The sequence below is a fragment of the Shouchella tritolerans genome (assembly GCF_025770735.1).
GTDB lineage: Bacteria > Bacillota > Bacilli > Bacillales > Bacillaceae_D > Shouchella > Shouchella tritolerans.
Window position 1 is genome coordinate 258,387 of record NZ_JAODPB010000001.1, and the last position, 23,714, is coordinate 282,100.

Genomic DNA, 23,714 nt, shown 5'->3' on the forward strand with positions numbered 1-23,714 from the left:
TCGCTGAAAATATGTTTGTTTCCGCTTCTTTGTTTGAATTTTTCTTGGCGGATGGCAAAAATTGATTCCTAAAAGTTATAAAAGCAACGGTCATGTTCTATGTTATACTGAGGAAAAAGGCGGTGACATGATCATGCTCTCGTCAGAGCAAAAAAAAGCGATCCAAAGCCTTCAGGAAAAAGTTGAACAAGCTGACGGCATTAAGCTTAAATTAAACTGGGATCTTTTAGAAGGCGAGCGTTCCCTAAACGGCACGGAAGACTATTTTCATTATAATGAAAAAGGAGAGCTGCTTGGTTATTTAGCAGTTTATTTCTTTGGCAATAAAATGGAATGCTGCGGAATGGTCGATCCGGCTGCAAGAAGGCGCGGCATAGGCCGATTGCTCCTTGATCAAGCCGCCTCTGACTGGCAAGGAAAAACGAAACAATTTCTATTGAATAGCCCGACTGATTCAGAAAGCGGTATCGCGTTTATGAGGGCAGTTGGAGGAAAGTACGCGTTTACTGAAAAGCAGCTCGTATGCCGAGAGGTTCCTATTCCTTACACAAAAAAAGGAATTCGCATCCGGCCAGCAGTATCAAACGATGAAGAACTGATTTATGAACTTGATGCAGAAGGGTTCCAAATGACAAAAGACGAAGCAAAGGCGCTTCATCATAACAATCCTACATGGGCTACATATATGATTGAAGAAGACAACCACCCAGTTGGCAAGCTCAGCATTAGCCGCCAAGATAAGGAAAGTTGGATATATGCCTTTGTTTTAACAAAAGAGAAGCGGGGACAAGGCATAGGCCGTGCGGCTCTGACTGATATTGTTCATCGTGAAGTCACGAATGGCAAAACGGTGTGGTTGGATGTCGTTTGTACCAACGAAGCGGCTCTAACTTTGTATCATACATGCGGATTTACTGAGGTCGGTTCTCAAACATACTATACATTAGAATAAGATTGGCGCGACTGCTCGTAGCTGCGAGTGTTTGCCAATCACCTCACTCTGACTGATAGAAAACGCTTGTCAGACGAGGAATGTGGGCGAGGGAAGAAGCGAATAGAACGTGGTTTCATGCGCATATGACTGAGACAAACGACGACGTATGCGAGCGTTTGCCTACAGTCTGAGCTGCACAAACGTGCAGCTCCTTTTTCTTATTCGGTGACGGGACTCTCTTCGCCTTCATCAAGAATCGTTGGTCCAGAGGGGTCACTTGGATCACCGTCTTCAATGCTAAACCATTTAAAAAACCGTTTAAAAAAGCCTGGGTCTTTCGTTTCTGGTTCTTCTTGTAAGTCTTCGGCTGCCTCTGGCTCAGCGCAAGTATTCACAGGGGCAGTTCCTGCTAAAAAGTAAGTCTTGCGGCCATTAGGACAGGCATCGCTCGTTAGCAACCCAGTATGAGGGTCAATGTCAACGGCTTCTACCCCTGGCGGCTCTTTGAACGGAAGCTTCAGTTCATTTGCCATCGCTGCTTCCATAAAGTCAGCCCAAATCCGTTTCGAGATTTGCCCTTCAACCGATTGATTGATGTCTTTGTCTTTATCAAAACCAACCCACACAACAGTGACAAGCTGTGGTGTATAGCCAACCATCCAGCTGTCCCGGGGCGTTGATCCAGATTTTCCGGCTGTCGGGTGTGTAAGCTGTGCGGCCACGCTTGCACCGGTGACCGATGTGTAGCTGTTTAGCGCCGGTTCAAATACGCCGCGCAACATATCGGTCAGTACAAAGGCGGTATCTTCACGGAGGACTTGGCGGACAGGCGGCTTTTGTTCATAGACTTTGTTTCCCTCGCCGTCGCGCACTTGGCGTATAAAAACCGGTTCTCGTTGTTTGCCTCCGTCGGCTAAAGCTGCGTAAGCATTGGCCATATCGAGGACGGTGACAGGCTGTGCCCCTAAAGCAAGAGAAGGGCGGTTTTCAAATGTGCCAAGCCCCAGTTTTTCAGAGACATTTACTAGTTCGTCTGTGCCAATAGACAGATGCGTTTTCATCGCATAAATATTGTCCGAGTAGGCGATCGCCTCAAGCATTGTAATAAAATCATTGGCGTAAATGTCGTTGTAGTTACTCGGGGCGTAGTCTTCTCGCCCGTCATCATATGAAAATGATGTCGCTTCACTTAAAAACGTCGATACGGGCGTAAAGCCGTTCTCGAGTGCAGCGTAATACAAAAATGGTTTAATGGTCGACCCGGGATTACGCATTGCTTGTGTCGCGCGGTTATAGGAACTTTCATTATAATCTGTGCCGCCGACAAGCGCTTTTACTTCCCCATTGCGTGGATCCATGGCAATTAGGGCAACTTGCAGCCCATTGTCAGGCATATGCTTTTCCACCAAATCTTCCGCCTGTTGTTGCAAGGCGGGGTCAAGTGTTGTTTCAATGATCATTCCACCTGTATCAACCGTAGCTTCGTCCATTTGTGCTTCATTTTGTAGCAGCGCCTTGACATGGTCTTGAAAATAAGGCGCGATTTCTTCTTCCTCTTTATCCGTTTCGTTTGCAAAAACAAGTTTTTCCGCTTTTGCTTTGTCTGCTTCTGCCTCCTCAATCATGCCTTCCGCAACCATGCTATCCAAAATTAGCTCTTGCCTGCTTTTCGCTTTTTCTAGATCATTCAGTGGCGAATAGTAGCTCGGGCCTTTTGGAATGCCTGCAAGCATTGCCGCTTCTGCTAGTGACACGTCTTTTGCCGATTTCGCAAAGAAATGCTGAGCTGCCGCTTCAACTCCATAGGCGCCGTGCCCATAATAGACGGTGTTTAAGTAACCAGCTAAAATCTCGTCTTTTGAAAAGTTCATTTCCAAACGGAGCGCGTATAGTAGCTCATTCCATTTCCGCATATAGGTTTTTTCATGGCTCAAATAAAGGTTACGCGCGTATTGTTGCGTAATGGTGCTGGCCCCTTGTGCTTTTGAGCCTGATTGCAAATTGGCAAGAAGCGCTCCGCCGATTCGTTTGATATCAAAGCCGTAATGGGAGTAAAACTTACGGTCTTCAATCGCGATCGTTGCTTGCAGCAAATAAGGTGACATTTCTGTCAGAGGGAGAGAAAAGCGGTTTTGACCGGCTTCTTCTTTTCCCATAATCGTTCCGTCTGCTGCTAAAAACTGTGTCGTTTGCACGGCGTCAATTGGCGGTGGGCCTTGCATGCGCGTATAAGATAACAAAAGAATAATGCCTAATGCGATGACGATAAGAGAAAGCAACAAAAGGCGCCAAATAAGCCTAATTTTCCGAAAGCGCTTCCGCTGTTTGCGCGTAACTGTCTGCATGACTTTTCATCCTTTCCCCAGCAACCTGTTTGGTATACAGTTTGGGAAAAAAGCGTTTTTTTTAAACCTTGTTGTCTTTGCAATTCGTAGCGCATCCGCTATACTTGCTTTGGGCGTAAGGAAAAATCATATGCCTAGCGAGATATGAGAGGTGACAAGCATGGAGTTTTGGTTTACAGAAAAACAGACAGAACGATTTGGCATTACGATGAAGATAAAACGGACGCTTCACACGGAGAAGACGGACTTCCAACAGCTTGATATTGTTGAAACAGAAGAGTTTGGCAACATGTTGCTTCTTGACGGCATGGTAATGACGACAGAAAAGGACGAATTTGTTTACCATGAAATGGTGACACATGTCCCTCTGTTCACCCATCCGAATCCAAAGCATGTCCTAGTAGTAGGTGGCGGCGATGGCGGCGCCATCCGAGAAGTTCTTAAGCATCCTTCCGTTGAAAAAGCGACGTTGGTCGATATTGACGGAAAGGTCATTGAATACGCGAAAACCTACTTACCGACAATTGCATGTGCTTTAGATGATGAACGCGTGGACGTAAAAGTCGCTGACGGGTTTATGCATATCGCTAAATCGTCAAATGAGTATGACGTGATTATGGTCGATTCGACGGAGCCTGTCGGGCCTGCTGCTAAACTGTTTGAGCGTGGATTTTATGAAGGGATTTCTAAAGCGCTGAAAGAAGATGGCATTTTTGTTGCGCAAACGGATAACCCATGGTTCCATCAAGAACTAGTGTCTCATGTGTATAGAGATGTAAAAGAGATCTTTCCGATTACCCGTTTGTACACCGCTAATATTCCAACTTATCCAAGTGGCATGTGGACGTTTACAATCGGTTCTAAAAAACACGATCCCCTTGCTGTAGAAACGGCGCGCTTTCATGATGTCCAAACGAAATATTATACACCAGACATCCATCGTGCCGCGTTTGTGCTGCCAAAATTTGTCCAGGACTTGCTCAAATAGGAGGCTTTTACATGCGATTTGACGAAGCATATTCAGGCAAGGTGTTTATTATGAGCCGTGCCAGTTATGAAGAGGCAGATGCAGTCATCTACGGCATGCCGATGGACTGGACCGTTTCCTTTCGTCCAGGTTCCCGTTTTGGCCCGGCGCGGATCCGCGAAGCTTCATTAGGGCTTGAAGAATATAGCCCCTATGCCGACAAGCACTTGGAAGAAGTTAACTATTTTGATGCAGGCGACATTCCTTTGCCATTTGGCAATGCAGCCCGAAGTCTAGACATTGTTGAGGAATACGTTGATTCACTCTTAGCAGACGGCAAGTTTCCACTCGGCCTTGGTGGCGAACATTTGTTGTCATGGCCGATTTTTAAAGCGATGTACCGGAAATATCCCGACTTAGCGATCATCCATATTGATGCTCATGCTGACTTGCGTGAACAATATGAAGGCGAGGCGCTGTCCCATTCTACGCCAATCCGCAAAGCGTGCGAACTGATTGGAGCTGAGAATGTCTATTCATTTGGCATCCGTTCAGGCATGCGCGAGGAATTTGCTTACGCAAAGAAAGCAGGCATGCATCTCTACAAATTTGACGTGGCCGAGCCGCTAAAAAACGTGTTGCCACATCTATCAGGACGGCCAGTTTATATTACGATTGATATTGACGTATTGGATCCGGCACACGCGCCTGGCACAGGCACGGCTGAAGCTGGTGGGATTACGTCAAAAGAACTGCTCGAAGCGCAAATGCTGCTATCCCAAGCGGATATTCAAATTGTAGGCGCTGATCTTGTGGAAGTGGCACCAGCCTATGATCCGACTGAGCAAACAGCCATTGCTGCCAGCAAGTTTGTGCGTGAGATGCTTCTTGGGTGGGTGCATAAAAAGTAAAGAAACAGGGGGTGCAGATTGCAACATGTCCCTAAACCCAGTAAAATAGGAAAAAGAACGCGCTTCGCGGATTTGTATGCGGCTGGCAGATCATATAGAATGGATGTTTTGATGAATGAAGCGGAAAGTGAAAATCTCTTTTCAAACCACAACATTTATAGAAGGGCAACAGCCGGATGCGTTCTCGTTTGATACGGAAGGCGACCTTTACATAAAGGGGAACGCCTCGTATTTGCGCTTTAAAGAAACACATGCCCATAAACAGGATGTATTTTCAACGATGAAATGGGATGGCCGCGAGCTAATGCTAATCCGGCAAGGGACGATTATCATGCGGCAAAGTTTTCTTGCAAAAGAAGAAACGTATGGACGGTACGTCACGCCTGAAGCTTCATGGGAAACAAAAGCACGGACGGATACATTGCTCGTGCAGCTGCCGACAGGAGCCAAACAAAAGGGCAGAATTTATGTACGCTACCAATTCTTTTTGCAAGGCCAGCTGACGGGAGAGCATGAAATCCGATTGGCAATGGAACGAATTGAATAGCTCAGGACAGGATAATACAAGGAATGTGCCAACCATCCTTGTATTTTTTTGCTCTGAAAGGCAGAAGCCCTTGAAGCTCGTTGCCTGATTCGGCTAAACTACGGATAGACAAGTCGGTTTCAGCCATTTCTAATCCATAGCTAGAAACGTGGGTGTGGAGCACTTGATGGAATTGATACCAATTAGAGACAAATAAGGAGCCTATGAAGAATGAACCATATGGAACGCAAAAAAGAACAGCTGCGTATGGAAGTGCGCCGCGCCGTTTTGCAGGCGGAACTTGCCATAGAATCAGAAGTGCCATCTGTCCTTTTGGAAGTGCCAAAGGACAAAGCACATGGGGATTTTGCCACTAATATCGCGATGCAGCTTGCGCGGATTGCTAAAAAGGCGCCGCGGGCTATTGCAGAAGAGCTAGTGGCCAACTTTGACCGTGAACAGGCAGGCATTGAAAAAATCGAAATCGCTGGCCCAGGCTTTATTAATTTCTTTTTGGATAATGGCTATTTGCGTGAATTGATCCCGCAAGTGTTAGATGAAAAGGATGACTACGGACGCAGTGAAGTGGGGCAAGGCGAGAAAGTGCTCATTGAATTTGTATCAGCCAATCCAACGGGAAACTTGCATTTAGGCCATGCCCGCGGGGCGGCAGTTGGCGACACAATCGCCAATATTATGGAGAAGGCTGGCTACAAAGTGTCACGGGAATATTACATTAATGATGCAGGCAACCAGATGGAAAACTTGGCAGCCTCTTTAAACGCCCGCTATTTACAAGCGCTCGGAGAAGACAAACCCATGCCAGAAGACGGCTACCACGGCCAAGACATTATCGACATTGCCAAGCAGCTTGTCGACGAAGTTGGCGATGCCTATCGCCAACTGAATGAAAAAGAGCGGTTGGCATTCATGCGCGAATATGGGTTGAAAAAAGAGCTAGAAAAAATTAAACAAGATTTAAACGCATACCGTGTTGAATTTGACAAATGGTTTTCCGAAACATCTCTTTATGAATCGGGGCAAGTCGAGCGGGGCTTGCAAGTCCTTAAAGATAAAAATGAGACATACGAAAAGGACGGGGCGACATGGCTACGCTCAACTGCTTATGGCGATGACAAAGACCGGGTGCTTGTGAAACAAGACGGCACGTATACGTACTTAACGCCAGACATTTCTTACCACCTTGATAAATTTGACCGCGGATATGACCGTTTAATTGATGTGCTAGGTGCCGACCATCACGGGTACATTCCAAGGATGCAGGCGGCGATTCAAGCGCTTGGTTATGATTCTGATCGGTTTAACGTACAAATTATCCAAATGGTAAGCCTGTTCCAAGGCGGCGAAAAAGTCAAAATGAGCAAGCGCACAGGCAAAGCGGTGACGCTGCGTGAATTGATGGAAGAGGTTGGCGTTGATGCAACTCGGTACTTTTTTGCGATGCGTAGCCCAGATACCCATCTTGATTTCGACATGGATTTAGCTGTGTCAAAGTCAAATGAAAATCCTGTTTATTATATTCAATACGCACACGCACGGGTATGCAGCATTCTTCGCCAAGGCGAAGAGCTAGGCGTCTCTTATAGTGCAAACACGGATTTGTCGCCAATTGCAAGCGAAAAAGAATACGAGTTGCTAAAAGCAATTGGCGAGTTTCCTGGTGCTGTTGCAGAAGCTGCAACAAAGCAAATTCCACAGCGCATCGCCAATTATGCTTATGATTTGGCGCAAGCACTCCATAGTTTCTATAATGTGACGCGCGTCCTTGATATAGAAAACAAAGACTTGTCTGCAGCGCGTTTGGCATTGATGAAGGCCACGCAAATGACCATTAAAAATGCGCTCGCCCTACTAGGAGTGGAAGCGCCAGAGAAGATGTAGCCATGGACACATTATGGTGGCTGGTAATTGCCGTTTTTTTCATCGCCAGTTTTGTTGGTTTAATCGTACCGATTATTCCCTCTGTCCTCGTGTTATGGGGCGGTTTTCTCGTCTATCTATTTGCATTAGGGGGCAGCTTGAGCGTTGTGTTTTGGGTAGGCATGGCAGTGCTCACTGTGTTCTTGCTTGTTGTGGATTTGCTTGCCAACATGGCGTTCGTCAAGCGGACAGGCGGCTCAAAATGGGGAGAACGGGCAGCGTTGGTCGGCGTTATTGTCGGTGCTTTCGTTGTTCCGCCGTTCGGTCTAATCATTGTCCCGTTTGTGCTAGTTCTCATAGCTGAACTCCTTCAGCAGCAGCCATTTGCAAAGGCAGTACGAATCGCGTTTGCCTCTTTTCTCGCCTTTATAAGCGGCACGCTTGCTAAAGCGGTTGTTCAGGTTGTGATGGTTGCCTGGTTTTTGATTGAAGTACTCTAGCAGCAAGGCCAAAAGAAAGAGTGGCATCAACCTTATATGGTGGATGCCACTCTTTTTCGATTTACAGGGTTTTGTTGGTTCTCTTTTCAAAAAATCTTTTATACCCTTTTTGAAAATCCGGTTTCCGAGGATCATTTTGGATCGTTTCGATCATATCATACAATCCATAAATTCTGTCGTATAGTTGGCTTCTTTCATATAAGCTATTATCTTTTGAACCATACTCCTCAAATACTGCCTGACGGAATTCTTCCGGATAATAACACATATACATGAAATCTAGGGCAGGGTCTTCTATTCCTCCTTCGTTGAAATCTATAACCCCAAGGCGCCCAGTTTTCTCATCCCAAAGAATATTATCATAATGAAAATCTCCGTGTACAACACATGTCTGAATGGATGCAGACAAGTTATAATATACATCCAGGAAATCCATAACTTGACTCATTTCGGATTCGGAGAGTTTGGTCTCTAGAAGCCCGAGCCCTTCTTCCATGTCATTTTGAACGTCCTGTGCAAAATGGGTTTGCAAGTCCAATTCTTGTTTAGACATCATATGGAGTTGCCTTAAAAACGTTCCTACTGCTCTTCCGATTTGTTTTGCATTTTCCAAATGTTTCTTTACGTACTGCGGTGTAATTCGATACCCAGGCACGTATTTTTCTACCACAAAATTATTCGTCGGAGAAATCCATAAACATTTTGGCAAAACGGCCACTGTGTGTTTCCCTAATCTGTGAATTAGTTCCTGTCTTAAACCGTAAGAATCTAATTGAAATCCATCACGATAGAATGAAATAACCACTTTTTTATCCAGGATTAAAACATCCTTTTCGTAGCCTGTCGTTATGAACTCAAATTCCTGATAAGAAAGTTCACCTAATTCAGCACTGACTAGTTCCAGTTTATGTTCAAGCAACTGCTCATTCATGTTTCATTCCTCCACAGGAGATAAACTATCGAGGTGAACGTTGCATGCGACCGCCCCCTATGGGTCTTATTCTACTAACAAATCTACAATTAATCACGATGTCTTTAATCATTCGTACCATCACTTGCGAACATATGGCTCCAACCATAAGTTTTTGTGGTTGGAGCCATTTTTTAGTTAATTTTGGTGCCTAGCTTCGGCGCGCCCTACCAGCGATTACAGCAACGGCGAAAGGGGAGCTGCGGTAACTTCTTTCACACGGTCGAGGAGTGGGCGCTTCTGGAGCTGCTCTATCGTAATGCTCATTGAAGCTTGCATATCGGCTTGGAGTACAGCGAGGACTGTTTCAATAAATGTCTGGTCATGGGTTAAGCAGGACATTTCATCGTTTAAATGAAAACTGCGTTTATCGATATTCGGCGTCCCCACTAAACATACAGATTGATCGGCTACAACGGCTTTAACATGGTAAAATCCCCGATAATAGTGATAGACGAGAACGCCTGCCTGTAGCGCTTCGATCACATAAGGAGTAGCACCGTGTTGAACAAGGGGATGGTCCGCTTTTTCAGGGAGAATTAAGGAAACGGAGACGCCTCTTTGCGCCACTTCAATGATGGCATCCATCACGGCCCGTGTTGGGATAAAATAAGGGCTGCCGATAATTAAGCTGTTTTTGGCGCTGTGGATAAGCAAAAGCAGTGTTTGTTCAAACTCCGTCCCTTGTGTGCTTATAAACTGCAATGTTTGGCTGCCTGCTTGTAAGTCTGGGAAAAATGATTTTCGTTCCATGTGTTTGCCAGTCGCTGCTTCAAAGTCAGCTAAAAATTGTGCTTGGATGGCACTGCTGCCTTCCCCTGTTATACGGACATGAAAATCACGCCAAAAGCCAAAAAAGGGATTGCGCCCTAAATATTCATCGCCGATATTAAAGCCGCCTAAGTAGCTTGTATGACCGTCAATGACAGCAAGCTTGCGGTGGTTACGGCGGTTTAAGGAAAAGAAAAACCACGGGCCGCGCACTTTCGCTGCCATTGCCACATCAACCCCGGCAGCCCGTAACTGTTTTTTCGTCCCACGTCGAAGCTTGCAGCCAAATTGGTCGATTAGCAAACGAATGTCTGTCCCCGCCTCCGCCTTAGCGATCAGTGTGTCCACAATCCGCTTTCCGATATAATCATCGCGAAAAATATAAAACTGAATGTGAATGTGTTTATTTGCCTTACGAATGTCGTCAAGAAGCTTATCGATAAAATCTTCTCCATTTGTGATCAATTCAATTTTACTTGCAAGAGGGCCTGTTGAAGTGGCTTGCGACTTCTTCCGCAGTGCTCTAAGGCCCAGTTTGTAATCGAAATAAAGCCAAACGCCAATAACAACCACTAAGGCGAGAATCGTAAAGAGGATGTTCATAAAGACCTCCTGGCAACAAGTATTGCCTATAGCTTTTCCTGAATTAAGGCGGCCATGCAAAAGAAAAAAATTTGTTCTGACTGAATGCTCATTCACAAAGATTGTGTTATACTACGCTTAAGAATAGGCGGTAAAGTGGTTTTACGCACAACAGCTTAAATAGAATATACGAAGGAGGGGTCTTAATGGGCGGTATTAGTACGGGATTGCTTGTAGCAAATTGGATATTGTTCATTTTTGTAACCGGTTACGCTATTTATTTGTTTGCTTCCCTTGTCGTCACACGCATCCGTTTTATTCAGCTTGGCAAAAAAGCAGAATTTGATAAAACCATGAAGGAACGGCTTAAGGCCGTTTGGGTCAATGCATTTGGGCATAAGAAGCTTATGAAAGACAAAAAAAGCGGCATCATCCATTTCATGTTCTTTTATGGTTTTTTGTTCGTGCAAATCGGGGCGATTGACCTGATTTGGAAAGGGTTAAACCCTGGCAGCCATTTGCCTTTTGGCGCTCTTTACCCGTATTTCACTTTGTTTCAGGAAATCATCGTTGCGATGATTTTGGTGGCGGTTGCGTGGGCTTTTTACAGGCGGTATATGGAAAAGCTCGTCCGCTTAAAGCGAGGCTGGAAGGCAGGGCTCGTCCTTATATTTATCGGCGGCTTAATGGTATCAAAGACGCTGGCAAAAGGGTTTGAAATCGTGTGGCATGGCAAAAGCTTGACAGCGTTTGAGCCCCTTGCTTCAGCGGTAGCGTTTTTGGCAAGCTGGCTTCCTTCAGGCGCGGCTGCTAGTTTATTTTTCGTATGTTGGTGGGCGCATTTGTTGTTTTTATTAAGCTTCCTTGTTTATGTGCCGCAGTCTAAACATGCCCATTTAATCGCAGGACCGGCCAATGTCTTTTTAGGGCGTACACACAAAGTCGGGCGCCTTGCAAAAATAGACTTTGAACAGGAAGATGCCGAACAATTTGGCGTTGGCAAAATTGAAGATTTCAATCAAAAGCAGTTGCTTGATTTGTACGCCTGTGTGGAATGCGGGCGCTGCACCAATATGTGCCCTGCGACAGGTACTGGGAAAATGCTGTCGCCAATGGACTTGTTGTTGCGCATGCGTGACCATTTAACCGAAAAAGGGGCGGCGATCACATCAAGGACGCCATGGATGCCTGCGTATGCTTTTGCGAATACACGCGCAAATACACTGGCAACTGAAAGCGCCCAAGAAGCAGCGGCTGGTTACAATGTGCGCTTGATTGGCGATGTCATTACTGAAGAGGAGATTTGGGCGTGTACGACATGCCGGAATTGTGAAGATCAATGTCCAGTCATGAATGAACACGTTGACAAAATCATCGACTTGCGCCGTTATCTTGTGCTAACAGAAGGGAAAATGGACCCTGAAGCACAGCGAGCGATGCAAAACATTGAACGCCAAGGAAATCCGTGGGGCATTAGTCGAAAAGAACGGGAAAACTGGCGTGACGGCCGTGATGATATTGAAGTGCCGACCGTAAAAGAATTAAGCAAAAAAGGCGAGTCGTTTGAGTATCTGTTCTTTGCTGGTTCAATGGGTGCCTATGACAACCGCAGCCAGAAGATTGCCCAGTCTTTTGCAAAATTATTAAATGTGGCCGGTGTTTCTTTTGCAATCATTGGCAATAAGGAGAAAAATTCAGGCGATACACCGAGGCGCCTTGGAAACGAATTTTTGTTCCAAGAACTTGCAAGCGCTAACATTGAGCTGTTTAAAAAACATGATGTCAAAAAAATCGTAACGATTGATCCTCACGCATACAATACATTCAAGAATGAATACCCAGAATTCGGCTTGGACGGTGTCGAAATTTATCATCATACCGAACTTCTTGCCAAATTGTTGCAGGAAAATAAATTGACGCCGACGAAAGAAGTCAATGAAACCGTTGTCTTTCACGATTCGTGTTATTTAGGCCGTTACAATGATATCTACGATCCGCCACGGGAAATTCTAAAACAAATTCCTGGCGTACGTATTGTTGAAATGGAACGCAATCGTGAATCAGGCATGTGTTGCGGTGCAGGCGGAGGGATGATGTGGATGGAAGATGACAAAGGGCAACGTGTAAATGTCGCTCGCACGGAGCAAGCGCTTGCTGTTGCACCATCGGTCATTGGCAGCGCCTGCCCATATTGTTTGACGATGCTTAGCGACGGCACAAAGTCCCTTGAAAAAGAAGACCAAGTACTCACACTTGATGTGGCAGAATTATTGGAGCGGGCTATTTAATGATAAAAACGAACAAGAGGAGCGAAAGCAAATCTTGTTCAAAAATAAAAATGAGCGAGCGTTCGCTCAGGAGGGTGAATAGAATGAAAACGGCAATTGTTAGTGGAGCGAGGACGCCAATTGGAAAAATGGGAGGCGTGCTATCGTCATTAAAGGCATCTGAACTTGGCGGCATTGTGTTAGAAGACGCATTGAAACGGGCGCAAGTAAATGCTGAAGCGGTTGATGAAGTCATTATGGGGCAAGTGTTACAGGCAGGGGCTGGTCAGCTTCCGTCGAGGCAAGCAGCACATGCTGCCGGCATTCCGTGGCGTGCGAAAACCGAAACGATCAACAAAGTCTGCGCTTCTGGCATGAGGGCGGTCACGCTTGGCGACTTATCTATTCGCGCAGGCGAAGCAAGCACGGTTCTCGCCGGGGGAATGGAGTCGATGTCGAATGCCCCTTATTATATGAAGAAAGCGCGATTTGGGGCGCGAATGGGCGATACGACTTTGCTTGATGGAATGATTTATGATGGACTGACCTGTTCGTTTAACGATGTGCATATGGGCGTGTATGGAAATAAGACGGCAAACGAACTAGGCATTAGCCGCGAGGAACAGGATCGCTGGGCTGCTAGGAGTCAAGAGCGTGCTATCGCAGCGATTGAAAGCGGTATCATTAATGAGGAGATTGTTTCCGTTTCGGTAAAAGGCAGAAAAGGGGAGACCGTTCTCGTCAGTCAAGACGAGGCGCCACGCAAAGGAACGACCGTTGACAGCCTTGCTCAACTCAAGCCGGTTTTTGGGAAAGAGGGAACGATTACGGCAGGCAATGCGCCAGGCGTCAATGACGGTGCCTGTGCCTTGCTGTTGATGGAAGCGGCCCAAGCAGAAAAACAAGGCAGGCCGATTTTGGCAACCATTGAAGCCCATCACCGGCTTGCAGTCGAACCATGGGACTTTCCGAAAACACCGGGCCTTGTTATAAGCGAGTTATTGGAAAAAGCAAAGTTAACCGTTGCTGATATAAACCGATTCGAAATCAATGAGGCGTTTGCAGCAGTGGCTTTAGCAAGCAATCAGATAGCTGGATTAGATGAAGAGAAAGTCAATGTCAACGGCGGTGCTGTTGCTTATGGGCACCCAATTGGCGCAAGTGGCGCTCGAATCTTGCTAACGCTTGCATACGAATTGAAGCGCAGCGGCGGCGGTTATGGGATAGCTTCGATTTGCAGCGGCGGCGGCCAAGGGGATGCTGTATTGCTGCATGTGAAAGGGGAATGAGCATGAAAACGATGATGGTCATTGGCGCTGGGCAAATGGGAGCTGGCATTGCCGAAGTCTTTGCTGCAAAAGGGTTTAACGTACTCATGCATGACCGGGAGCTTGAACTGGCCGAAAAAGGAAAAGCTGGCATCAAGCAAAGGCTCGAACGTTTGGCGGCAAAGGGATATGCCGAAGAACAAGATGTACAACAGGCACTAACGCGAATCAAACCAATTGCCGATATCGCTGCATGTGCCGATGCCGATTTGGTCATTGAAGCAGCAACTGAAAACATGGAAACGAAAAAACACCTATTTAAGCGTGCAGACGCTCATGCCCGAGAAGGGGCGATTCTTGCCAGCAATACTTCTTCATTGCCGATCACTGAATTGGCAAGCGTTACGAAAAGGCCTGAGCATGTTATTGGCATGCATTTTATGAATCCCGTGCCGCGCATGAAGCTAGTGGAAATTATCCGCGGCTTGCAAACATCAGACGCCGTCTATCAACAAGTGCTAGCACTTACAGAAACATTAGAGAAAGTCGCTGTCACTTCGCAAGATTATCCAGGGTTTATTGCAAACCGTATTTTAATGCCGATGATTAACGAAGCGATATACACCTTATATGAAGGCGTTGCTTCTGCAGAAGACATTGATACTGTGATGAAACTTGGCATGAACCATCCGATGGGCCCGCTTACACTTGCTGATTTTATCGGCCTTGATACATGTTTGGCGATTATGGAAGTACTCCACCAAGGCTTCGGCGACAGCAAATACCGGCCTTGTCCATTGTTACGTCAATATGTGCAGGCGGGCTGGCTAGGCAGAAAAACGAAAAGGGGGTTTTTCGTGTATGAATAGCCTTCTGTTCTCGGAAGAACAGCAAATGATGCAGAAGATGGTACGTGAATTCTCCAATGACGTGATTGCCCCGGTCGTCGAAGAAATGGAAGAGTCGCAATTGTTTCCACGGGATGTACTCAGGCAAATGGGGGAGCTTGGGCTAATGGGTGTTCCTGTACCTGAGGAATTTGGCGGCACGGGGATGGACTTTGTTTCTTATATTATAGCTGTACATGAAGTATCTAAAGTTAGTGCAGCAATTGGCTTAATTATGAGCGTCCACACATCCGTAGGAACAATGCCGATTGTAGCTTACGGGACAGAAACGCAAAAACAGGCGTATGTTCCGAAACTTGCTACAGCGGAAGCGATTGGTGCTTTTTGTTTGACTGAACCAAATGCAGGGAGTGATGCGAGGGCGCTGCAAACACGTGCAGTCAAAAAAGGTGAAATGTATGTGCTTAATGGTTCGAAAGTATTTATTACGAACGGCGGTGAAGCAGACACATACCTTGTCTTTGCTGTCACCGATGCTGACAAGGGCGCTAAAGGCATTTCTTGTTTCATCGTTGAAGCCGGCACCCCGGGCTTAATTGTCGGCAAAAAAGAACGGAAGCTCGGCTTGGCAGGTTCGACAACGACTGAGATCATTTTTGAGGATTGTGAGATTCCACAAACGCAAATGCTTGGCGAAGAGGGGCAAGGGCTAAAAATTGCCCTGAGCAACCTAAATGCAGGACGAATCGGCATTGCAGCCCAAGCGCTTGGCATCGCTGAGGCGGCCCTTGATGCGGCTTGCACATATGCCAATGAACGGAAACAATTTGGCAAAAAGCTCCTTAACCATCAAGGCTTAGCGTTCAAATTGGCAGATATGGCTACAGAAACAGAGGCGGCAAAGCAATTAACCTATGCAGCGGCCCGACTTAAAGAAGCAGGAACGCCATGCGCGAAAGAAGCGTCAATGGCAAAGCTATTTGCTTCGCGGACAGCTATGGATGTAGCGACAAAAGCTGTTCAAGTCTTTGGCGGCTACGGTTATATGAAGGAGTATCCAGTAGAACGTTATTTTCGAGATGCCAAGGCTTGTGAAATTTACGAAGGAACAAGCGAGATCCAGCAAATGGTTATAGCTAGGCAATTCGAAAAGTAGCCTAGTTCTCAGGAAGGGCAGATGGTATGATAGGAGGAAGACGAGTATGCACCGGGGAGTAGGTTTAATATGTCCAAAAAATTTGTGCCATCAATGGTAAAAGACCAGCAGTTAATCAAAAAAAGACGCGAACAAATTATTAAAGGCGCTGTCCGCCTCTTTATCGCAAAAGGGTTTCACCGGACAACGACAAGGGAAATTGCCAAGGAGTCGGGCTTTAGCATCGGCACGTTGTATGAATACATCGGCACGAAGGAAGACGTTCTTTACCTTGTGTGTGATGCCATTTATGATGAAGTAACAGAACGTGTCCGCACGCAGCTTCATACAACTGGAACGGCGCTAGAACGTTTGATTACAGCAATCCGCGCTTATTTTGCCGTCGTTGATGACATGCAGGAAGAAGTGCTTGTGATGTATCAAGAAACAAAGTCCTTGCCAAAAGAAACATTGCCTTACGTACTAAAAAAAGAGCTGGAAATGGTCGAAATTATGAAGGAACTCATTGCTGAATGCGTAAACGAAGGCGAACTTGCCATTTCCGAAAATGAAAGCCGCCAACTTTCCCATAACATTTTAGTAATGGGGCAGATGTGGACGTTCAGGCGCTGGGCTGTGCAAAAAGACCAATCGATTGAGGCTTATACAAATCAGCAAATGAAGCAACTTCTCGGCGCTTATCTTGTCAAGCAGTAGGGCACGACGCGCGACGTATGCGAGCGTTTGCCTACAGTCTGATGCCGCCATCATAAACGTGGCGGCTTTTACTCGTTCATTCTGTGCCGCCTCCATTTGCTCTATTCTTCTTCTATCCATAAGATTGGCGCTAGCATTAACAGGGAAATATGTTTATAATGGGACGTATGATTTTAACTACGAATGGCTTACAATAAAAGTAGCGTGATTAAATTGGGTAAATGTGGAAAGGACGTGTAGACTTTGGTGGATTTGCAATCCTTGACAAAAGAAGAGTTGAACGAAATGTCAATGGTAGAAGCCGCCTTTATTGTAATGGCGAACAAGCGGCAGCCTTTTAACTTTTATGATCTGCTTGAAGAAGTCGCTAAGCTAAAAGGAATGTCAGAAACGGAAATGGATGAGCGGATTTCATTCTTATATACAGATTTAAACCTGGACGGGCGCTTTTTAACGCTTGGCGATAACACGTGGGGTTTGCGCTCTTGGTATCCCCATGAACAAGCGGAAGAGGAAATCACACACTCTGCTAAGCCAGCCAAACGTCGCAAATCAGGCGAGGACGACGGGGAGGAAGAATATGACCTTGTCGACGAGCTTGAAGAGGATGAGTTTGAAGACTTGGAAGATGAACTGGACGAGTTGGCTGATGAAGAAGACCAGGATGGCGAACGTGATGACTTTGACGATAAAGACGATGCGCTGCCAGGATTTGATGAGGATGAAGGCGAAACGCTTGAAGAAGAAGATTAATAGTAGACTTGACTTCTTGATCTGTTCTCGGTAAAATCATTTTTGGGCTTCACATGAGCGTAGATAATGAACATGAATACAAACAAAAGGGGCGCCCCAGCCATGCTGGGTGAGGTGCCGCTTTTGTTTTTTTTATGATAAATCAAAACGGAGCGTTGCATCTTCTAAGTGGTTATTACTTGCTTGCTGAAAAGGCGACAGAAGAGCAGACGTCGTAAGCATCCCCTGACAAATTCAAAGGAGGAGTCAATATGGCAGCGAAGTATATATTTGTGACAGGCGGAGTCGTATCATCACTTGGAAAAGGGATTACGGCAGCGTCACTTGGCCGGCTTTTGAAAAACCGCGGCTTAAAAGTGACAATCCAGAAATTTGACCCATACATTAACGTCGACCCTGGGACGATGAGCCCTTACCAGCACGGGGAAGTGTTTGTTACAGACGACGGTGCCGAGACGGACCTCGATCTAGGCCATTATGAGCGCTTTATTGATATTAATTTAAGTCAGAATTCAAACATTACAACAGGGCGCGTGTATTCGACTGTTTTGAAAAAAGAACGCCGTGGCGATTATCTTGGCGGAACGGTTCAAGTTATTCCTCATGTCACCAATGAAATTAAAGAGCGTGTTTTCCGGGCTGGACGGGAAACAGGGGCGGACGTTGTAATTACCGAAATAGGCGGCACCGTTGGCGATATTGAAAGTCTGCCTTTCTTAGAAGCGATCCGCCAAATTAAAAGCGACGTCGGTATGGAAAATGTCTTGTATTTGCATTGTACGTTGATTCCTTACTTGAAAGCAGCCGGGGAAATGAAGTCAAAGCCGACGCAGCACTCGGTCAAAGAATTACGTTCTCTTGGGATTCAACCGAATGTCATTGTCGTTCGTACAGAGCGGAAAGTGCCACAAGATATGAAGGACAAAATTGCATTATTTTGCGACATCAAAAAGGAAGCTGTCATCGAAGCAAGAGATGCCGACACACTTTATCAAGTGCCCCTTGATTTGCAAGCGCAAAATCTTGACCAAATTGTGTGCGACCATTTGCAGCTAAACTGTCCTGAGGCAAACATGACGGAGTGGAAAGAACTTGTTAACCGGGTAAGCAATCTTTCTGAAAAAGTACGGATTGCAATTGTCGGAAAATACGTTGAGCTTCAAGATGCCTACTTGTCTGTTGCCGAGGCATTGCGCCATGCAGGCTATCATGTTGATGCCGATATTGACATTGATTGGGTGTATGCGGAGCAAGTGAATGATGAAAATGTCGATGAGCTATTAAACAAAGCAGACGGCATTCTTGTACCAGGCGGATTTGGTGATCGTGGCATTGAAGGAAAAATTTCCGCGATTCGTTATGCCCGGGAAAATAAAGTTCCGTTTCTCGGCATTTGCCTTGGCATGCAGCTTGCTTCGGTGGAGTTTGCACGTACGGTTCTTGGTTTAGAAGGGGCCAACTCTGCTGAATTAAATCCACAAACGCTTTACCCAATCATTGATTTGCTGCCAGAACAAAAAGACGTTGAAGACTTGGGCGGAACACTTCGTTTAGGGCTGTACCCTTGCAAACTCCAAGAAGGTACTGCAGCCCGTGCAGCGTATGGCGAGGAAGTCGTTTACGAGCGCCATCGCCACCGTTATGAATTTAACAATGAATACCGGGAACAAATGGAGAAAGCTGGTTTCGTCTTTTCAGGGACAAGCCCTGACGGACGTTTGGTAGAAGTGATCGAGGTGACGGATCATCCGTTCTTTGTTGCGAGCCAATTCCATCCGGAATTCGTTTCCCGTCCGACTCGTCCGCAACCACTCTTCCGTGAATTCGTGCGTAACGCGCTTGAAGCACAAGCCTAATCGTCTAACTGATGTTGTTAGGTGGAGAGTGAAAATGCAACACCAAAGCGTGGTGAGCAAGGAAATTGCTAGCATATACGAGAGCGTTTGTCTACAATTTGAGGATTGGCCACATGGCCAATCCTCTTTTTTATCGAGCTGCGTGAATCAGCGGTATTCCTCAAGAATGTCGTGGATAACGAATGTTAGCCCATGGTACACGTAAAGGGCGGCAATGACCCCTGGATGGCCGATGCGTTCTCCGGTTTCATCAGGCACTAGTCCTCCTTTGACGCCAGTATCAAGAAACAAATGAGGCGGAGCAAGGCTTGTTGTGCTGGAGGCGTGTCGTGAGGAAACGACAACGGCTCCAATTCCAGCTTGTTCGCAGGCTTTGAGAGTTGTTTGCATGCCCTTGTGGTCCAGGCTCGGCGCAAACAGGAGACACCGATCTTGTCCAGACAGATTGCCTTCTTTAGGAAAAGGGGCAGCCCCAGGCATTGTTTCATAGCCTGTAAAAGCAGCCGATTCGATCGCTTCCAATTCCGCGAACCCCTTTATATAAACGTTCCCTTGTGCGATAATGGCTTGTGCAAGCAGGCGCCCCGCATCTTCAAGGTGTTCCTCTTGCGTTTCATTGATTGATTTGATTAAGCCGAATAGCTGTGTGGAGAATATTTTCAGCATGAATGGCCTCCTTATTTTAGAGCATACATTTTTCGCGTTTTTGTTTTTCATTTTATTGACCGATTTCGCAGATTGCAAATAAATTAGAGGAAAAAGCGCGAAATAACGCGAATGAATAACGAAAAAGAAGAATCCTAAGAAACCAATGAAGGGGGCACAGTATGAGTCATAAAGTGCTTATAGTCGACGATCAATTCGGCATACGCGTGTTACTGACAGAAGTATTGCAAAAAGACGGATACGAAATGTTTCAAGCTGCGAGCGGGAAAGAAGCGTTGGCAATTCAGGAGGAAGAGGAAATCGACATTGTCTTGCTGGACATGAAAATTCCAGGAATGGATGGCATTGAAATTTTAAAGAAGCTAAAAGATAAGCAACCAGGAATTAAAGTCATTATGATGACAGCATATGGGGAACTAAATTTAGTAAACGAAGCGATGGATCATGGCGCGGTGAGCTACATGGCTAAACCATTTGACATTCAAGAAGTCCGGGCAACGATTCGGGACAATCTCCAATCCTAAGAACGTATATATTGGTATCGCTTACTTTTAAAAACCATTTCTTTCTTAAGTCAATTTTAAAGAACTTATGCTATAATGGAGGCGACCTAAGGATTGCGGCATAGGCGTGGGCTTGATTTTGGCCCGTTTTTATTGGCCGGAATACATAACTTCTTCCGGAAGAGGTTAGCTTAGAAAGAGATTGCTTTATATGACCTACCACCCCTATGCAGACGAAATTAAGGAGGACAACCATGCCTTTAGTATCTATGAAAGAAATGCTTAACAAAGCAAAAGCAGAAAAGTATGCGGTCGGGCAGTTTAATGTGAACAACCTAGAATTTACGCAAGCAATTTTGCAGGCGGCAGAAGAGGAAAAATCACCAGTCATTCTCGGTGTATCTGAAGGGGCCGCTCGTTACATGGGCGGTTTTAAAACCGTCGTTGGATTGGCGACGAATTTAATGGAAGAATACAATGTAACAGTGCCTGTCGCTATTCACCTTGACCACGGTTCAAGCTTTGAAAAATGCGTGGAAGCGATTCATGCTGGCTTTACATCTGTTATGATTGACGGTTCTCATTACCCATTGGAAGAAAATATCGCCCTTACGAAAAAAGTAGTTGACGTTGCCCACGCCCTTGGCGTATCTGTTGAAGCAGAACTTGGCCGGATTGGCGGCCAGGAAGACGATTTGGTTGTCGACGATGCAGAAGCTGCTTATGCAATCCCAGAAGAGTGTAAAGAGCTTGTTGAAGCAACGGGCGTAGATTGCTTCGCGCCTGCACTAGGCTCTGTCCACGGCCCTTACAAAGGCGAACCGAATCTTGGATTTGACCATATGAAGAAAATTGACAGCCTCGTTGGCATTCCTCTTGTCCTTCACGGTGGCACAGGCATTCCAACAAAAGACATCCAGAAAGCGATTGAGTTTGGCCACGCCAAAATCAACGTCAACACGGAAAACCAAATCGCTTCTGCCAAGGCAGTCCGGGAAACGCTTGACGCCAAACCGGAACTGTACGATCCGCGTAAATACCTTGGCCCAGCTAGGGACGCCATTAAAGCTACTGTCATTGGCAAGATGAGAGAATTTGGTTCTTCGAACAAAGCGTAACAATCCGAATAAAAGCAGTCGCAGGGACTGCTTTTATTCTCATTTTTGATTGTAACCGTTTTTTTTATAATGACCTAGCCAAATCATCCACTACTTAGCACATAAAATGAGTATGATCGTTTTTTATAAGGAGGCTTTACCAAGATGAAATTCTTCGTAGATACAGCAAATATAAATGAAATTAAGGAAGCAAATGAACTTGGTATTTTAGATGGAGTAACGACAAACCCTTCGCTTGTCGCAAAGGAAGGCGTCGATTTCCATGAGCGCATTGCCGAAATTGCAAAGCTTGTACCAGGAAGCGTTAGCGCAGAAGTCATCTCCTTGGATGCGGAAGGCATGATTGAAGAAGGAAAAACGCTTGCGGCCATTTCTGAAAATATTACTGTTAAAGTGCCAATGACAGTGGACGGCTTGAAGGCGGTTAAAGCGTTCGCTGAACTGGGTATTAAAACGAATGTGACATTGATCTTTTCAGTGCCACAAGCTTTGCTTGCTGCCCGTGCTGGCGCTACATATGTTTCGCCATTTTTAGGGCGTTTAGACGACATCGGTCACGATGGGTTGCAGTTAATCTCTGATATTGCGGATATCTTTTCAATTCATGGGCTGCCAACACAAATTATTGCTGCATCTGTTCGCCACCCTGTCCATGTGAGCGAAGCAGCAAAACGTGGTGCTCATATTGCGACTATTCCGTTGAACGTCATTAAACAATTGACAGGGCATCCCCTTACAGACAAAGGAATTGAAAAGTTTCTTGCAGATTGGAACAAACAAAATGTCGAAAAATAAGGAAACTCGTACTTTTTTAGCGGACTCTGGCTATACTGGATAAAGAAAGATGTGTGCGTCTGATCCAGTAAAAAAGGAAGGGATTGCAATGCAAAAGCTTTTGATTGAAGGCGGCCATACATTAGAAGGCACGGTGTCGATCAGCGGCGCTAAAAACAGCGCTGTTGCCCTTATACCTGCGGCGATATTGGCAGACAGCGCTGTTGTCATTGATAACTTACCAGCCATTTCAGATGTGGATTTATTGGCAGAGCTTCTCGGCGAAATTGGCGGAGACGTTGATTTAGGCAATCAAACAATGACCATACATCCGGAAAAGATGGTAGCGATGCCGCTTCCTAATGGCAGAGTAAAAAAGCTGCGGGCTTCGTATTACTTAATGGGCGCCATGCTCGGCAAATTCAAAAAAGCAGTTATTGGCTTACCGGGCGGCTGCAATTTAGGCCCAAGGCCGATTGATCAGCATATTAAAGGATTTGAGGCGCTTGGCGCACAAGTGACGAATGAGCAAGGCGCGATCTATTTGCGTGCTGATGAGCTTCAAGGCGCAAAAATTTATTTGGACGTCGTCAGCGTGGGGGCGACAATTAACATTATGCTTGCTGCCGTTCGGGCGAAGGGCCGAACAATTATTGAAAACGCGGCAAAGGAACCAGAGATTATTGATGTGGCGACGCTGCTTACGAGTATGGGAGCGAAAATCAAAGGGGCAGGGACAAATGTGATTCGAATTGACGGTGTCGATCATTTGCAAGGATGCCGCCACTCCATTATCCCTGACCGGATTGAAGCAGGTACGTACATGATTATGGCCGCGGCTATGGGCCGGCGTGTCCACATTGACAATGTGATCCCGACACACCTTGAGTCGGTTACGGCCAAATTGCGGGAAATGGGGACGATTGTCGAAGAGTACGATGACCAGTTGATCATTAACGGCATGGACGCCAAAAAAGGTGTTGATATAAAAACACTTGTATATCCGGGTTTTCCGACTGATTTGCAGCAGCCGTTTACAAGCCTATTAACGAGCGCAGAAGGCACAAGCATTGTGACAGATACGATTTATGATGCCCGTTTTAAGCATGTCGATGAGCTAAGACGCATGGGGGCTAGCGTTAAAGTAGAAGGGCGTTCCTCGATCGTGAATGGAAAGTCGCCTTTACAAGGGGCGAAAGTCAAGGCAAGCGACTTGCGCGCCGGAGCTGCGTTAGTCATTGCCGGATTAATGGCTGAAGGCATCACCGAAGTATCGGGGCTTGAGCATATTGACCGAGGTTATGAACATCTTGAAACAAAGTTGACAAGTCTAGGTGCTAAAGTATGGCGGGAAGAGCTGACAGAGGAAGAGCTTGAGCAAGTGAAACAGTCTTAACGATTTTTTGCTCAAAACGTGGGGGG

The 23,714-nt window shown here is 46.0% G+C and carries 21 protein-coding genes; 17 read left to right on the forward strand and 4 right to left on the reverse strand.

Annotated features, from left to right (window positions below; genetic code table 11):
* Positions 1-127 precede the first annotated feature (127 nt).
* Complete coding sequence (locus tag N6H06_RS01220) at positions 128-952, forward strand: GNAT family N-acetyltransferase (protein ID WP_062744965.1); 825 nt, start codon at positions 128-130, stop codon at positions 950-952.
* 200 nt (positions 953-1,152) lie between these two features.
* On the opposite strand, the gene N6H06_RS01225 is transcribed toward N6H06_RS01220, so the two are convergent.
* Positions 1,153-3,279, reverse strand: coding sequence for a transglycosylase domain-containing protein (locus N6H06_RS01225; protein WP_212954581.1), 2,127 nt, complete (start codon positions 3,277-3,279; stop codon positions 1,153-1,155).
* Positions 3,280-3,439: 160 nt separating this feature from the next.
* Here N6H06_RS01225 and speE point away from each other — a divergent pair, with 160 nt between their 5' ends.
* From speE to N6H06_RS01250, 5 genes are all read left to right on the forward strand, one after another.
* On the forward strand, positions 3,440-4,267 hold the full coding sequence (gene speE / locus N6H06_RS01230; RefSeq protein WP_062744968.1) for a spermidine synthase: 828 nt from the start codon (positions 3,440-3,442) through the stop codon (positions 4,265-4,267).
* A gap of 11 nt (positions 4,268-4,278) precedes the next feature.
* Positions 4,279-5,157 carry an agmatinase gene (gene speB, locus N6H06_RS01235; RefSeq protein ID WP_062744969.1) on the forward strand — a complete coding sequence of 293 codons (879 nt, stop codon included), beginning with the start codon at positions 4,279-4,281 and terminating at the stop codon, positions 5,155-5,157.
* 115 nt (positions 5,158-5,272) lie between these two features.
* Positions 5,273-5,704: a DUF1934 domain-containing protein gene (locus N6H06_RS01240; protein ID WP_062744971.1), complete on the forward strand. Its 432-nt coding sequence runs from the start codon at positions 5,273-5,275 to the stop codon at positions 5,702-5,704.
* 210 nt (positions 5,705-5,914) lie between these two features.
* Positions 5,915-7,585, forward strand: a complete 1,671-nt coding sequence (gene argS / locus N6H06_RS01245; protein ID WP_212954580.1) for an arginine--tRNA ligase — start codon at positions 5,915-5,917, stop codon at positions 7,583-7,585.
* 2 nt (positions 7,586-7,587) lie between these two features.
* Positions 7,588-8,064: a DUF456 domain-containing protein gene (locus tag N6H06_RS01250; protein WP_062744974.1), complete on the forward strand. Its 477-nt coding sequence runs from the start codon at positions 7,588-7,590 to the stop codon at positions 8,062-8,064.
* A gap of 61 nt (positions 8,065-8,125) precedes the next feature.
* On the opposite strand, the gene N6H06_RS01255 is transcribed toward N6H06_RS01250, so the two are convergent.
* The gene (locus N6H06_RS01255; RefSeq protein ID WP_263705450.1) at positions 8,126-8,995 is read right to left on the reverse strand and encodes a phosphotransferase family protein; all 870 of its coding nucleotides are present in this window, start codon (positions 8,993-8,995) and stop codon (positions 8,126-8,128) included.
* Positions 8,996-9,211: 216 nt separating this feature from the next.
* Positions 9,212-10,408: a cardiolipin synthase gene (cls, locus tag N6H06_RS01260; RefSeq protein ID WP_263705451.1), complete on the reverse strand. Its 1,197-nt coding sequence runs from the start codon at positions 10,406-10,408 to the stop codon at positions 9,212-9,214.
* 185 nt (positions 10,409-10,593) lie between these two features.
* On the opposite strand from cls, the gene N6H06_RS01265 reads away from it, so the two are divergent.
* The 7 genes from N6H06_RS01265 to N6H06_RS01295 all read left to right on the forward strand — a co-directional run bounded on the left by N6H06_RS01265 (position 10,594) and on the right by N6H06_RS01295 (position 19,231).
* On the forward strand, positions 10,594-12,675 hold the full coding sequence (locus tag N6H06_RS01265; protein ID WP_263705452.1) for a (Fe-S)-binding protein: 2,082 nt from the start codon (positions 10,594-10,596) through the stop codon (positions 12,673-12,675).
* 83 nt (positions 12,676-12,758) lie between these two features.
* Positions 12,759-13,943: an acetyl-CoA C-acetyltransferase gene (locus N6H06_RS01270; protein WP_263705453.1), complete on the forward strand. Its 1,185-nt coding sequence runs from the start codon at positions 12,759-12,761 to the stop codon at positions 13,941-13,943.
* On the forward strand, positions 13,940-14,791 hold the full coding sequence (locus tag N6H06_RS01275) for a 3-hydroxybutyryl-CoA dehydrogenase (RefSeq protein WP_062744983.1): 852 nt from the start codon (positions 13,940-13,942) through the stop codon (positions 14,789-14,791). The genes N6H06_RS01270 and N6H06_RS01275 overlap by 4 nt, the downstream gene beginning before the upstream one ends.
* Entirely contained in the window at positions 14,784-15,926 is a 1,143-nt protein-coding gene (locus N6H06_RS01280) for an acyl-CoA dehydrogenase (protein ID WP_062744985.1), read from the forward strand. The genes N6H06_RS01275 and N6H06_RS01280 overlap by 8 nt, the downstream gene beginning before the upstream one ends.
* Positions 15,927-15,995: 69 nt before the next feature.
* A complete protein-coding gene (locus tag N6H06_RS01285) occupies positions 15,996-16,622 on the forward strand; it encodes a TetR/AcrR family transcriptional regulator (protein WP_212954576.1) in 627 nt (208 codons plus the stop codon).
* A 246-nt stretch (positions 16,623-16,868) separates the two neighbouring features.
* Positions 16,869-17,375 (forward strand): DNA-directed RNA polymerase subunit delta, encoded by a 507-nt coding sequence (gene rpoE, locus N6H06_RS01290; protein WP_062746530.1) that lies wholly within the window; start codon positions 16,869-16,871, stop codon positions 17,373-17,375.
* 251 nt (positions 17,376-17,626) lie between these two features.
* Positions 17,627-19,231, forward strand: a complete 1,605-nt coding sequence (locus N6H06_RS01295) for a CTP synthase (RefSeq protein WP_263705454.1) — start codon at positions 17,627-17,629, stop codon at positions 19,229-19,231.
* A 147-nt stretch (positions 19,232-19,378) separates the two neighbouring features.
* Here the strand turns inward: N6H06_RS01295 and N6H06_RS01300 are convergent, their stop codons facing one another.
* Complete coding sequence (locus tag N6H06_RS01300) at positions 19,379-19,897, reverse strand: DUF2529 domain-containing protein (protein ID WP_062744991.1); 519 nt, start codon at positions 19,895-19,897, stop codon at positions 19,379-19,381.
* Between the two features lie 161 nt (positions 19,898-20,058).
* Here N6H06_RS01300 and N6H06_RS01305 point away from each other — a divergent pair, with 161 nt between their 5' ends.
* From N6H06_RS01305 to N6H06_RS01320, 4 genes are all read left to right on the forward strand, one after another.
* On the forward strand, positions 20,059-20,421 hold the full coding sequence (locus N6H06_RS01305) for a response regulator (RefSeq protein WP_062744993.1): 363 nt from the start codon (positions 20,059-20,061) through the stop codon (positions 20,419-20,421).
* A gap of 233 nt (positions 20,422-20,654) precedes the next feature.
* Positions 20,655-21,518, forward strand: a complete 864-nt coding sequence (gene fba, locus N6H06_RS01310) for a class II fructose-1,6-bisphosphate aldolase (RefSeq protein WP_062744995.1) — start codon at positions 20,655-20,657, stop codon at positions 21,516-21,518.
* Between the two features lie 144 nt (positions 21,519-21,662).
* On the forward strand, positions 21,663-22,313 hold the full coding sequence (fsa, locus tag N6H06_RS01315; protein ID WP_062744997.1) for a fructose-6-phosphate aldolase: 651 nt from the start codon (positions 21,663-21,665) through the stop codon (positions 22,311-22,313).
* An 88-nt stretch (positions 22,314-22,401) separates the two neighbouring features.
* A complete protein-coding gene (locus tag N6H06_RS01320; RefSeq protein WP_062744999.1) occupies positions 22,402-23,688 on the forward strand; it encodes a UDP-N-acetylglucosamine 1-carboxyvinyltransferase in 1,287 nt (428 codons plus the stop codon).
* The last annotated feature ends 26 nt before the right edge of the window (positions 23,689-23,714 follow it).